Source organism: Arthrobacter sp. 2MCAF15, from assembly GCF_052115605.1.
In the GTDB taxonomy this organism is placed as follows: Bacteria; Actinomycetota; Actinomycetes; order Actinomycetales; family Micrococcaceae; genus Arthrobacter.
Genome location: NZ_JBFRGZ010000030.1, coordinates 47306 through 59537, shown reverse-complemented (window position 1 = coordinate 59537; position 12232 = coordinate 47306). Strand labels below are relative to the sequence as shown.

Sequence of the window (12232 nt, the reverse complement as noted above, 5' to 3'; positions counted from 1 at the left end):
GTGACAGCCTTGCGTTCACTCATCGAAAGCTCCATGGCTCACACTGCCGAAGCGGCGGACACCACCCCCGACGGACACGCCGCCACGCGGGCATTCTCAGATGATTCCTCGAAAACCGCTACGCGGGCATCTTTGATGAGTCAACTCGATGGGTTGACCAGAGATGCCCCGCGCACGAAAATGCGAACCATGACTGATCATCGCAGCCTTTCCGAGCCGGCTCCGTTCACCGCCGATGACTTCGCCGAGCGGTTGCGGCGAGCAGCCCACGCCGCCCAGGATGCCGGGCTCGACGGCATCCTGGTCACTCCCGGGCCGGACCTCCTGTACCTGACGGGGTATGCGCCCGTGGCCATCACCGAACGCATCACCATGCTCGTGATTCCCGTCGACGCGGAGCCTGCCATGATCGTTCCGAAGCTTGAGAGGCCCGACGCGGAAGCGGCCGCCGGCGCCTCGATTCTGCGGATCACCGACTGGACCGACGGGAGCGATCCCTACACGGAATCTGCGACGCTGATGGCCGGAACCGGACGCTATGCCGTCTCTGACTCTGCCTGGGCCATGCACCTCCTCGGCCTGCAGGATCGACTGCCCGAGTCCTCCTACGTCTCGATGACGACCGCCCTGCCGATGCTTCGGGCGATCAAGGATGATGACGAGATCGAGCGGCTGGCGGCGGCCGGCGCGGCCGCAGACCAGGCGTACGAGGAGATTGTCAACGTGCGGTTCGCGGGGCGCAGCGAGACCGACGTCGGCTCTGATCTCGCGGACCTGCTTCGCCAATTCGGTCATTCGCAGGTGGACTTCACCGTCGTCGGTTCAGGTCCGAACGGCGCCAACCCGCACCACGAGATCGGCCCGCGGATCATCGAGGACGGCGACATGGTGGTGCTCGACTTCGGCGGCCTCAAACACGGCTACGGATCAGACACGACCCGGACTGTGCACGTCGGCGAACCCACCGCCGAGGAAAGCGAGGTTCACGACGTCGTCAGACATGCACAGCAGGCCGGGTTCGAGGCCGTGCGGCCCGGCGTCGAGTGCCAGGAGATAGACCGCGTGTCCCGGGCGGTGATCACTGAAGCCGGCTACGGCGACTACTTCATTCACCGGGTCGGTCACGGAATCGGACTGACGACTCACGAGCCGCCGTACATGGTCGAGGGCGAAACCCAGATCCTCCACCCCGGCATGTGCTTCTCGATCGAACCCGGAATCTACCTGCCGGGCAGGTTCGGTGTGCGGATCGAGGACATTGTGACGGTCGTTCCCGACGGCGGACGGCGACTCAACCAGACCTCGCACGAGATGAGGATCGTCCACTAGCTAGCGGGACAGGGTTGCGTAGTGCTCGAGGAAGAGGGCCAGGGACTCGGCCAGGGCGCTGATCTCGGCCGGATCGACGCTCTCGTTCGGTGCGTGGATGAGGGCGAGGGGTTCCTCGACCCCGAGCAGGATGATTTCCGCGTCCGGGTAAGTGTCGGCGAACACGTTACACAGTGGAATCGATCCGCCCTGCCCCAGGGCGACCATGGGCCGCCCGTAGGCCCTCAGCATGGCGGCGCTCATGGCTTCAAAGGCCGGCCCGCCGACTGCTGCCTGAAAGGGTGACCCGATGGCCTCCAGGTCCACCGTGACATGGACTCCCCAGGGAGCGGCGGCCCGGAGGTGGTCAGCCAGCGCCGTGTGGGCGTCGGCGGCGGCCATGCCTGGCGGGACGCGCAGGTTCATACGTGCGGATGCCCGCGGCACGATCGCCGCCGTCGAGCCGGTCACCGGCGGGCAATCGATGCCGAGCACGGTGAGGGCCGGTCGCGCCCAGAGCATGTCCGACACGCTGCCGTCTCCCAACAGCGCGACTCCGTTGAGCACGCCGGCGTCGGATCGGAACTGTTCGGGCGGATAGGGAGCGCCGGCCCAGGTCTGCGTGTTGTCCAGTCCGGTGATCGTAGTGTTGCCTTGCCCGTCCCGGAGGGATGCCAGCATTGAGATCAGCGCCGCGAGCGCGTCGGGGGCTGCACCGCCGAACATGCCGGAGTGGAGTTCGGAGGCCATCGCCTCCACCGTTACCACAACATTGACCATCCCGCGCAGGGTCACGGTCGCAGCGGGGTGTCCCACGGCCGCGTTGCCGGTGTCGCAGACCAGGATGGTGTCGGCGCGGAGCAGGTCCGGGTGGCTCGCGACGAACGCTTCGAGCCCACCGGTGCCCTGTTCCTCCGACCCCTCGACCACCAGCTTCAAATTCACGGGCACATCATCGCCGAGCGCCCTGAGTGCGAGCAGATGGGCAAGGATGTTGCCCTTGCAGTCAGCGGCGCCCCGGCCGTACCAGCGGCCGTCGACCTCTGTGAGTTCGAAGGGCGGGGTGCGCCATGCCGAATCATCGAGCGGTGGCTGCACATCGTAGTGCGCGTAGAGGAGCACGGTGGGCGCATCGGGATTGGCCCCCGGCCTCGAGCCGACCACCGCGTCAGAGCCGTCCGGCGTCCGCTCCAGGTGGACGTCGGAAAATCCGAGCCCGGCGAATTTGTCCAGCACCCACTGCGCAGCCCTGGCACACTCCTCCGCGGGGAACTGCCGCGCATCCGCCACCGACCGGATGGCCACCAACTCGGCGAGCTCCTCCCATGCCGGAGGCATCAGATCGGTGATGCGGGCGCGCAGGTCCACGGCTCACGCACCACCGGTGTGGTACGTCTTGAGGCCATCGATGAACTGCTGGAATTCAGCCAGTTGGTCCGGGCAGTAGATCTTGATAATCGCGAGCTCACCGATGGCGACGCGGGCGTTCGCGATTACCGGCCTGTTCCCAGGCCCCGTTGTCCCGTTCGTCAGCTGGCTCAGGAAGGTGGCCCGGCTCAGCGCGCCGTTCGGATTCGCGCAGACCGCGCCGCCGTCGTCGCCTAGCACCCGGGCTATCTGCTCGCGTGAGGGTGCCGTCCCTCCGGCCGATTCGATCGCCGCTATCAGCTGGTCGGCCTTCGCCAGGGACTGTTGCGTCTCCCTCGCCGACCTGAAGTTCAGCAGTGCGACAAGGGCGAATATCACGAGCAGGATGATGGAAACGATGTAGATGACCGATCGGCCGCGCCTGGTTGAGGACTCAGTCTGCGTGCTCATGACTTCGGGAGCTCCGTCTGCGGTTGTTGGTCGGGCAGCTTCCAGGAGGGCTTGCGGAACCTGTAGAAGAGGAACGGCACAAGCAGGCCGAGCCCCAGTGCGCCGCCGCCGACGATCAGGAAATAGATGAGCGGATCGYCGTTGCCGAACTGCGACGGCGGGACGAACCCGACAAGCAGGGCTGCCAGGGAGGCTGCGAATCCGACGCCGCACAGCCCGATCAGCATCGGCGCCCGGTAGCCACGCGGGTGGTCCGGGTCGTTGCGGCGGAGCCGGACCGCGGCCACAAACATCAGCAGGTACATGATCAGGTAGACCTGCGTGGTGATCACCGAGAAAATCCAGTATGCGCTGGAGACATCCGGGATCAGCGCGTAGCCGAGCGCGATCACGGTGGTGACGAGCCCCTGAACGACGAGGAGGTTTTGCTGGATGCCGTTCTTGTTCAGCTTTTGCAGGAACGGCGGGAGGTAGCCTTCCTCACGCGAGATCAGCAGCAAGCCCTTGGACGGACCGGCCAGCCACGTCAGCATGCCGCCGAGGGAGGCAGCAACCAGCATGATGCCGAGGATCGGTGTGAGGCCCTGCATGTTGAAGGACGCCAACACCGCGTCGAAGGCCTGCATGACCCCCGCGGTGAGGGAGAGCTCATCGGCCGGGACGATCCAGCTGATCGCCAGAGCCGGCAGGATGAAGATCAGCAGTACCAGACCCATGGCCAGGAACATCGATTTTGGGTACTCCTTGGCCGGATCCTTCAGGGAGGACACGTGCACCGCATTCATCTCCATGCCGCTGTAGGACAGGAAGTTGTTCACGATCAGCACCAGACTGGCCAGTCCGGCCCACTCGGGGAAGAAATTTGCCGCGGTCATCGGAGCGGCGGACGGATTGCCCTGGCCGAGGAAGACCATGCCCAGGATGACGAGCAGGGCGCCCGGGATCAGGGTGCCGATGATCAGGCCGCCGCTGGCCAGGCCTGCCACACCCTTCGTGCCGCGGGATGAGACATACACGCCGGCCCAGTAGAACACCACGATCACCAAGGCCGTCCACACGCCGCTGCTGGCCAGCGCCGGGTTGAAGACGTAGGCGAGCGTGCTCGCGACGAACCCCAGCAGGGTCGGATAGTAGAAAATCGTCATCGCGAACTGACACCACACCGCCAGGAAGCCCATAGGTTTGGAGATTCCGGACGAGACCCAGTTGTAGACGCCACCCTTCCATCCGGACGCCAGTTCAGCGGACACAAGGGAGGTGGGCAGCAGGAAGACAATCGCGGGAACCACGTAGAGGAACACCGAAGCGAGACCGTAGACGGCCATGGTCGGGGCCGCTCGGAGACTGGCCACCGAACTGGTGGTCATCAGCGCCAGAGCCACCCAGGAGATCCACACGGCCGGCGGCGCCTTCGGCAGGGTCGCTGCCTGTTCGCTCACGTAAGCCACACCCTTGGGTGTCCCCTGGTATCTTCCACGGGCCAGGCGGAGCTAAAGCGCCTGGGGCGAACAGTCAACTGCTTGAACATGCCCCTGCCCCCTATCACACAAAGTGCTCGGTATTTACAGCATGGACCTCGGAATTCGCTGGGACCAGTCTCCATCTCCTCTATACTCGGGGTCCCCGGGGTGCTAATTTGCGCGGTTTCGGGTGCGCTTCCAGAGCAGGTCGGTGATCACCGCGGTGATGTTAGACGAGGGCCCAGGATCGGGAAAGGCAAATGCCGGGAGAGCCGCCGGCATTGGCGCTTACCCGGCGTTGAAGACGTCCGGGCCGAAGCTGTTCAGGTCGGGTGCTCCCGCGTATCCGAGCCGGGGTACTGAAAAGATGTCCTCGATGCTGGCGAGCAGGCTGAAGTGGTTGTACATCCTGTCCGACGTCGTTCCCCCCTTGGTAAACGGCGAGAGCACCAGCGCGCCGACCCGGCCTCCCGCCGTGCCTCCGGGGACCCCTGGCGGACCGGAGGTATTGCTTTCGGATTCGTCGAAGGTGATCACCAACACCCCGTCCTGCTTGAAGGCTGGGGAGTCCAGGATGGCCGGGATCTGCTGCTGCAGCCAGCTGTCGGCACTTTCGAGGCCGCCCGGGCTCCCGTCGACGCAGGGGGTGTCGTGCCCGTCATTGCACAAGTTGGGGGTGATGTAGGAAAGATTCGGTGTCGTGTCCAAGGACTTCAGGTCATCAGCGAAGTGCGTGTAGTCTACAACGTTCTTCTGGCAATCCGGGGACGACGTGATTTCCTCAAAGTATACGAACGGGTTGTGGCGTGTCGCGTACTGGTCGCCGACCTTTGCGCGCTGGTGGTCGTCCTTGGAGCCGGGCTCGGGGTGCTGACAGGGAGTGCTCATGTCCTCCATGTAGCCCTTCCAGGTCCTGCCGGCGGAAGTGAGTTGTCCTGCAAGTGTGGGAACCGATGCCGGGTACACGCAACCGATGCCCTGCACCTGGTCCAGTTCGGACACACCGGTTTGTTTGAACTTGGCATATATCGGGCAATCGATGCGCGTCATGACGTTCGAGCCCTGTCCGGAAATCTGGGCCAGGTAGTCGGGATTGGAGTTGTGCGCCGTCCCGTAATACTGGGTGAGCAGCACGCCTTGCGAGCGCAGGGTCTTCGACAAATAGGGGGCCGCCGAGCTGGCGCCCCAGACGTCGTCGTAGTCCTTGTTCTCCAGGTTGATCACGAAGACGTGACCGGGCTTCCCCGGGGGCCGTGGGGATTGGGACGTTGCTGTGCTCTGGCCCGGCGAGGGTCCGCCTCCCGGCGTTGAGGGCTCACAGGCCGTGGCCGCAACAGCGAGGATGGCAGCCAGAAGCAGTACCGCCGGCCGCCGTGCCGCACGGTTCAACCCCAGGAAATTTGAAACATTCCGGCTCATCGGTTCTGGCTTTCTATCAGTCGTTGGCGTGCCCTGCGAACCACCGGACTACGCGGGAGACCCGGGAACCTATCGACAGCGCTGAAACCACGTACCGGGTGTGATCATGGCATAAAACCGGCCTTCCCTGAAGAGAAGTTCATGGATGGGCCGCCGGATTCAGGGCGCTGCCATGACCGGATCATCTTCCCCGGATGAGGTCCCCGCCCACGGTACGGGCAGACAATGGTCGGACTTGCGTGTGGCGGGTCCGGCTGCCGCAATCCACTTCGGAAAGGAGCCCCCAGTGTCCAGAGCACGCCCGATCCTTGCAGGACCGATCGCAGCAGGAGTAGCCATCGCACTGCTCACCGGTTGCGGCACATCCAGCCCCGGCACCAGCGTCAGCAGCGCCAGAGCGGAGAAGAACGTTTCGCAGGCCTGCGCTGCTGCCAGCGCCTTCGCCGCGTCCCTGACAAATTTCAAACAAACACTAAAACCGGGCGCCACGATAGACCAGATCAAATCGGCACGAGAACAGGTCGCGAAGACCTATGACGACCTGGTCAAGGCCGGCCAGGACGTGGCCAAAGACGAGATGGACGCCCTAAAGACGGCAGAAAACAAGTTCGACGCGGCCGTCAGAGCCGTCCCGGATGACGCCACGCTGACCCAGGCGGCCGCCTCACTGCGGGACGACGCCGCCAACGTCCAGGCCGCAGTCAGCGACCTCCAGACGGCGACCAAATGCTGACTCCCAGGCCTCTCCCGGGAGGCCAGCTGCCAGCCTCGGACCCGCCCAGGCCGAGTTCCCGTACAACAGCGTTCTTACCGAAAGCAGGGAAGTTGACATGAGTTTCTGGGAAGACTTTTGGGATATTTTCTGGTGGTTCTTCGTCGTTTACGCGGTCATCGCCTTCCTCTGGGCGTTCTTCGTAGTCATCGGCGACCTGTTCCGCGACGACCAACTGAGTGGCTGGTGGAAAGCCCTCTGGATCCTCTTCCTGGTCTTCGTGCCCTTGCTGGGCGTGTTGGTCTACTTGATTGCCCGCGGCAAGGGATTGACGGAGCGGTCCATGGAACGGGCACGGGCGAACCGGGAGGCCTCGGATGCCTACATTCGCAGCGTCGCTACAGCGAGTCCGAGCGAGGAGATCACCAAGGCCACGGGTCTTCGGGACTCCGGGACTATAAGCGCTGAGGAGTTTGAGAAGATCAAGGGCAAAGTACTGGCCTGACAGCCATGAAATCCTACGGGGCCGAGACACTGATCAAGGCCCGGCAATCCAAGGTATGCGAACGCGGGCGGGGGATCCTCACTAGGCCGGAAGACCGTGGACTTTCCCGTTCCGGATGTTCGAAAATCGATATGTGCCCCTGACCGAGCAGTACGGGCTCTTCTTCGAACGCGACCTTCCGCCGCGTCGTTCCCTGCGCACCGCCTGGTTGCTGGCGTTGTTCCTTGGCTTCACCGGCGCGGACCGGTTCTACCTTCACAAGCCTGTCACCGGCACCCTGAAGCTGTTGACACTCGGGGGAGCGGGCATCTGGTGGCTCATTGACCTGTTCCGGATCACCAACGAATTCGCCGCAGACGGTGCATCCATGCCACTTTTGGGGACCAACTCCCAGCGCCGCGGCCTGCGCCTGGCCTCGATCGCCGTGGCCGCCGCCCTCGTGGGTGCGGTGGTCTACGTCACCGCGGCCCCCGTCACCGGGACAATCACGGCCACTGTTACCGGCCTGAACGAACTGCTGAACCCGGCCCCGCCGCCACCGGTGAAAGAGTTGGTCACCGTAGCGGAGGCCTCCGCCACCAAACCCCCTGGGCCGGTGGTGACGGTCACCGGCAACCTCCACATTGAGTACACCTTCACGGGGCCGGCCGTCGTCTACCTCCAGCCCGCGAAAGGACCCGCCCTCACCATTCTCGCCCTGGTCAAGGCCCGTGCCGGGGCGATCGGCGTCACCCTGCGGCCGGGGATCTACACATTGATCATCAGCACTACGGGCACCCTCTGGCACCTCACGGCCGCGGAATACCGGCTTCCCCGGTAGCTGTGCGCTATGGGCCGACGCGGGAGGTGCGCCCGAGTGTTCCATGTGGCGCGTCCATGGCCGAATCAGCCGGCCCCCACCGTGCCGCCCACGGACGGAACCCAAATGAGAACGGCCGGGCACGCTGTGGGCGTGACCGGCCGTTGTTCGGCAGTTATTCGGGGTGGATTTACGACCGCGATTCAGTAAGAGCCGGTGCGTTCTCCAAACGTTGCGCTGGCGGTTGTGCCCGCCGGTTGAGCCACATCTCGAAGACGTCGCTGGTGTGCCATTCGAAGGAGGCGAGCACTGGTGTGCCGTTCTCGTCGTAGTCGACCTCGTCGAAGTAGAGCAGAGGGACGCCGTCCTTGACCTGCAGTTGCGCGGTTTCCGGGGGTCCGGCGAGGACGGGGAGGAGCTTGGCCCGGCCGTTTCTGACCCCGTGATTGAGGTTTTCGAGCAGGTCGAACAGCGACGGGCCCAGGTTGCCCCGGATCGCTTCGGGCACGAGGGCCAGCGGCACCCGGTCCACGCTGTAGACGACGGGGCGGTCATCGGCGAACCGGACCCGTTCGACGACCACGACCGCGGCTCCGCGGTCCAGGTGGAGCCGGGCTCGGTCGCTGTCGTCGGCGGGCTGCACGCTTTGTGAGATGATCCGGATGCTGGGGGTGAACCCGGCGGCCTGGATCATCGCGGTGTAGCTGACGTTTAGGTCCAGGGCGTGGCGCTGCGGGACCCGGGTGACGTAGGTTCCCTTGCCGTGGAGGCGGGAGAGGTACCCGGCGTCGATCAGGGCCCGGTAGCCTTCGCGGACGGTGGCCCGGCTGACGGCGAACTTCACGGACATTTCGTCTTCGTTGGGGAGCCGGTCGCCGACCACATACGTGCCGTTGCTGATGAGCTCGGTGAGTTCATCTCGAACCTGTTCTGCAAGATTTGGCCGGCGACTTGCCATGGTGTCCTCCCTGTGACGATGATTCCAGTGTACTGGCGGCGGGGTTAGACCCTGGCGCCGTCGTACGCGAAAGCCAGCGCGGTGCGGACCTGGGACACGACATCCTTCTCACCGGGGAGCTTGCCGTCGAAAATGGCCGCGCCGATGGTGAAGCCCCACGCGCCGGCTTCGGCGAGTCCACGGATCTGGTCCTCGGTGACGACTGAGCCCGCGGCGATGGTGGGCCCGTCAACGACCTTCACGACGGCGGCGGTGAGTTCCAGCGGGTCAACGGAGGCGTGGCGGTAGGCCAGCAGGTCCACACCGTGGACGCCATCCATTTTGGAGAGTTCGGCGGCGTGCGCGGTAATCTCCTCGATGGTGCCCAGCAGCGCGCTGGGGTGCCCGGCGACGCGGCCCGGGAAGGGTGCGAACTTGATGCCGGTGCCCGCGAGCTTGTCGATGGCCTCGGCGGCGAACTTGCCGCCCACGATCCAGTCCACGCCCGCGGCGATGGCGGCGTCGACCGAGTTCATCTCGTCGGCCTTGTCCACCGAGACGATCTCCAGGTAGACCACGAGTCCTGCGGCGTGGGCGGCGGCGGTGAGCTCGCGGGCCTTCTCCGGGGTGGCGCCGACGTCCTTGAAACCGATGTGGCGCAGCCCGGTGTCCTTGACCTGCTCGAGAACCTCGAGGGCGTTGTCGACGGTGCGGTCGTTGTGGGTGAGCATGAAGATGAATTCAGACATTGTTCTGGTTCTTTCTTGGTGTTTGGTGTGGAACGTATTCGGGGTTGGGCGTTGAAGGTTTGGGCTTGTTAGGTACTTGGTGCCCCGGCGCGGTCAGGCTGCGATGAGCCCGCGGACGTCGTCGAGGACGTGGGTTGGGTGGATCGTTGAAGCGGCGAGATGGTCATTCGTTGTCGCCCCGGACATCACGAGTGCCGAGGCCATGCCGGCGTTCAGGCCCATGGCGACGTCGGTCAGCAGCCGGTCACCGACCATGACGGCCTGGTCGGCCGGAACTCCGAGCCGGTGCAGGAAGGCGTTGGCCATGTGGACGCTCGGCTTGCCGACAATCGCCTCGGCACGGCCGCCGGTGCAGGCCTCGATTGCTGCGAGCATGGCTGCGCAATCGGGGAGGCCTCCGTCCGGGGTGGGGCAGTACGGGTCGGGGTTCGTGGCCACGATGACGGCGCCGGCGTTGACCGCCTGGTATGCCCTGGTGAGTTTGTCGTAGTCGAAGGTCCGGTCAAAGGACACGACCACGACGTCGGTCTCCGCCGGGTTTTCGGTCACGGTGAACCCGGCGCGGCGCAGCGAGTCGATGAGGACCGGCTCGCCCACCGCAAGGACCCGGGCCCCGGGATGCCGGTCGGCCAGGTACAGGGTCAGGGCGTCCAGGGCCGAGATCACATCTTCTGCAACTGCCGGGATGCCCAGCTTGGTCAGCTTCGCCGCGTAGGCCTCGGCGGTCTCGAGGGGTTTGTTCGTCACAAACACCACCCGGGCGCCGGATTCGCGCAGCGCTGCCACGACGGCGTCCGCGCCCTCGATGAGGTCATCACCGAGATACAGGGTGCCGTCCAGGTCGAAGGCGTAGCCCCGGTACAGCGGGGTTGTCGCGGTCCGGGTCGCTTCTTCTTTGGCCAGTAGTTGAACGGGCATCTTTGCCCTCCTTTCGGCTCTTGTGGAGCCTCTAATACAAGTCTAACGTTAGACGTCTAACGACTCAAGTTTTGGATGCGGTCTTGCTGAAACGTTTGTACGGTAAGGCGGTGGGGTGCCGGGCGGGGGCTGCTGGGTTGCAGCGGCCCCCGCCGGGCGGTCAGACCTGTTGGGTCAGGCTTCTTCGGTCAGGGCGTGATCGGTCAGTGCCAGTTCTTCTTCGGCGGTGTAGTTGCCGACCCGCTTGCGGCCGACGGCGAAGTAGTAGGCCATGAACAGGGCCACCATGACTGCGGCGATGACGAATGCGAGCGGGAAGCTGACCAGGGCGGCGGGGATCAGGATCCCGGCCAGGACCAGGGCGATCCACATCGTGACGCGTCCGCCGCGGGCCTTGTAGGGGCGGTGCAGCTCGGGGCGCTTTTTCCGCAACACCAGAGCCGCCGCCATCATCAGCATGTAGGACACGGCCGCGACGAGCACCGACAGGGTGACCAGGACCGGGATGGCGTCCGGGAGGATGGTGGCGCCGAGGACGACGAAGACGAAGCCGACGACGCCGGGGACGACGAGCGAGCCGATCGGGGCGTGGTGCTTGTTGAGCTTGGACAGCCATGCCGGCAGGTAGCCGGCCCGGGAGAGCGCGAAGGTCTGGCGTGAGTAGGCAATCACGATCGCGTGGAATGAGGCGACCAGGGCCGCGAGGCTGAAGCTGGCGATCACTGGGACGATCCAGGTCTGGGAGCCCACGACGTTGGACAGGGCCACGGTCAGCGGGGCAGCGGCTCCGGGGAAGTCGGACCCGCCGACGCCAGCGGCGACGGTGAGGGTGCCGATGCCGACCACGGCGAGGGTGATGAAGGCCATGATCAGGGCTTTGGGGATGTCCTTGGCGGGGTTCTTGGTCTCTTCCGCCGCCATCGGGAGGCTTTCGATGGCGAAGAAGAACCAGGCGGCGAGCGGCAGGGTGGCCCAGAGGCCGCCAATGCCGTTGGGCAGGATGGCACCGCCGGAGTAGGCGTTCAGGTTATCCAGTGACATCTTCGGAGCACCGATGACCATGAAGACAATGAGGCCGATGACCGCGACGGCAGTGAACACGAACTCGATCTTCATGGAGTTACCGGCACCCAGCAGGTGGACCACCGTGGAGCCGATGTAGAGGACCGCGGCGCTGACCAGGATCGGTACGTCGGGGAAGAGGACCTGGACGTAGGCGCCGACGGTCAGCGCCACTGCGACCGGGGCAAATACGAATTCGAGAAGAACGCTCACCCCGGCGAGGTATCCCCAGACCCGGCCGAGGGCTGTGCGGACGTAGGCGTAGGCTCCGCCGGCATGCGGTACTGCTGCAGACAGTTCGCCGATGACCGTTGAGAGGCCGGCGTAGAGCAGGCCCATGATGGCGATCGCGATCAGGTAGCCCCAGTAGCCGGTGAGTCCGAGGCCTGCGTTCCAACCGTAGTAGTCGCCGGAGATTACGGCGCCGACGCCGATGCCCCACAGCAGTACGGGTCCTGCAACCTTGGTGAGGTGTTTCTTCTTGCCCTCCGCCTGCACGGGGGGAGTTGCAACTGTTTGTGACACTGACCTGCTCCTTTGCGGGT

Annotated in this window: 12 protein-coding genes; 4 read left to right on the top strand and 8 right to left on the bottom strand. The window is 65.0% G+C overall.

Going from position 1 to position 12232, the window contains the following annotated elements:
- Window positions 1-189 precede the first annotated feature (189 nt).
- Window positions 190-1329, top strand: a complete 1140-nt coding sequence (locus AB4089_RS21865) for an aminopeptidase P family protein (RefSeq protein ID WP_441411373.1) — start codon at window positions 190-192, stop codon at window positions 1327-1329.
- Here AB4089_RS21865 and AB4089_RS21860 read toward each other — a convergent pair whose 3' ends face one another.
- The 4 genes from AB4089_RS21860 to AB4089_RS21845 form a co-directional block, all read right to left on the bottom strand.
- Window positions 1330-2676: a dipeptidase gene (locus AB4089_RS21860; RefSeq protein ID WP_441411372.1), complete on the bottom strand. Its 1347-nt coding sequence runs from the start codon at window positions 2674-2676 to the stop codon at window positions 1330-1332.
- A gap of 3 nt (window positions 2677-2679) precedes the next feature.
- The gene (locus tag AB4089_RS21855; RefSeq protein ID WP_441411371.1) at window positions 2680-3126 is read right to left on the bottom strand and encodes a hypothetical protein; all 447 of its coding nucleotides are present in this window, start codon (window positions 3124-3126) and stop codon (window positions 2680-2682) included.
- A complete protein-coding gene (locus tag AB4089_RS21850; protein WP_441411370.1) occupies window positions 3123-4565 on the bottom strand; it encodes an APC family permease in 1443 nt (480 codons plus the stop codon). Before AB4089_RS21850 ends, AB4089_RS21855 begins: the two co-directional genes overlap by 4 nt.
- Window positions 4566-4874: 309 nt before the next feature.
- Window positions 4875-5810 (bottom strand): alkaline phosphatase family protein, encoded by a 936-nt coding sequence (locus AB4089_RS21845; RefSeq protein WP_441411369.1) that lies wholly within the window; start codon window positions 5808-5810, stop codon window positions 4875-4877.
- A gap of 481 nt (window positions 5811-6291) precedes the next feature.
- On the opposite strand from AB4089_RS21845, the gene AB4089_RS21840 reads away from it, so the two are divergent.
- The 3 genes from AB4089_RS21840 (at window position 6292) to AB4089_RS21830 (ending at window position 8042) form a co-directional block, all read left to right on the top strand.
- Window positions 6292-6738 (top strand): hypothetical protein, encoded by a 447-nt coding sequence (locus AB4089_RS21840; RefSeq protein ID WP_441411368.1) that lies wholly within the window; start codon window positions 6292-6294, stop codon window positions 6736-6738.
- Window positions 6739-6835: 97 nt separating this feature from the next.
- A complete protein-coding gene (locus tag AB4089_RS21835; RefSeq protein WP_441411367.1) occupies window positions 6836-7222 on the top strand; it encodes a PLDc N-terminal domain-containing protein in 387 nt (128 codons plus the stop codon).
- 133 nt (window positions 7223-7355) lie between these two features.
- Window positions 7356-8042 carry a TM2 domain-containing protein gene (locus tag AB4089_RS21830; protein ID WP_441411366.1) on the top strand — a complete coding sequence of 229 codons (687 nt, stop codon included), beginning with the start codon at window positions 7356-7358 and terminating at the stop codon, window positions 8040-8042.
- 169 nt (window positions 8043-8211) lie between these two features.
- Here AB4089_RS21830 and AB4089_RS21825 read toward each other — a convergent pair whose 3' ends face one another.
- From AB4089_RS21825 to eat, 4 genes are all read right to left on the bottom strand, one after another.
- Window positions 8212-8979, bottom strand: a complete 768-nt coding sequence (locus AB4089_RS21825; protein ID WP_441411365.1) for a GntR family transcriptional regulator — start codon at window positions 8977-8979, stop codon at window positions 8212-8214.
- A 44-nt stretch (window positions 8980-9023) separates the two neighbouring features.
- Window positions 9024-9707 carry a hypothetical protein gene (locus AB4089_RS21820; protein WP_441411364.1) on the bottom strand — a complete coding sequence of 228 codons (684 nt, stop codon included), beginning with the start codon at window positions 9705-9707 and terminating at the stop codon, window positions 9024-9026.
- A gap of 93 nt (window positions 9708-9800) precedes the next feature.
- Entirely contained in the window at window positions 9801-10625 is an 825-nt protein-coding gene (locus tag AB4089_RS21815; protein ID WP_441411363.1) for an HAD-IIA family hydrolase, read from the bottom strand.
- A gap of 174 nt (window positions 10626-10799) precedes the next feature.
- Window positions 10800-12212 carry an ethanolamine permease gene (gene eat, locus AB4089_RS21810; RefSeq protein ID WP_441411362.1) on the bottom strand — a complete coding sequence of 471 codons (1413 nt, stop codon included), beginning with the start codon at window positions 12210-12212 and terminating at the stop codon, window positions 10800-10802.
- Window positions 12213-12232: the final 20 nt, after the last annotated feature.

Coding starts and splice junctions, on each gene's coding strand:
- AB4089_RS21865 (WP_441411373.1), top strand. CDS start 190: ATGACTGATCATCGCAGCCTTTCCGAGCCGGCTCCGTTCACCGCCGAT.
- AB4089_RS21855 (WP_441411371.1), bottom strand. CDS start 3,126: ATGAGCACGCAGACTGAGTCCTCAACCAGGCGCGGCCGATCGGTCATC.
- AB4089_RS21835 (WP_441411367.1), top strand. CDS start 6,836: ATGAGTTTCTGGGAAGACTTTTGGGATATTTTCTGGTGGTTCTTCGTC.
- AB4089_RS21825 (WP_441411365.1), bottom strand. CDS start 8,979: ATGGCAAGTCGCCGGCCAAATCTTGCAGAACAGGTTCGAGATGAACTC.
- AB4089_RS21820 (WP_441411364.1), bottom strand. CDS start 9,707: ATGTCTGAATTCATCTTCATGCTCACCCACAACGACCGCACCGTCGAC.
- AB4089_RS21815 (WP_441411363.1), bottom strand. CDS start 10,625: ATGCCCGTTCAACTACTGGCCAAAGAAGAAGCGACCCGGACCGCGACA.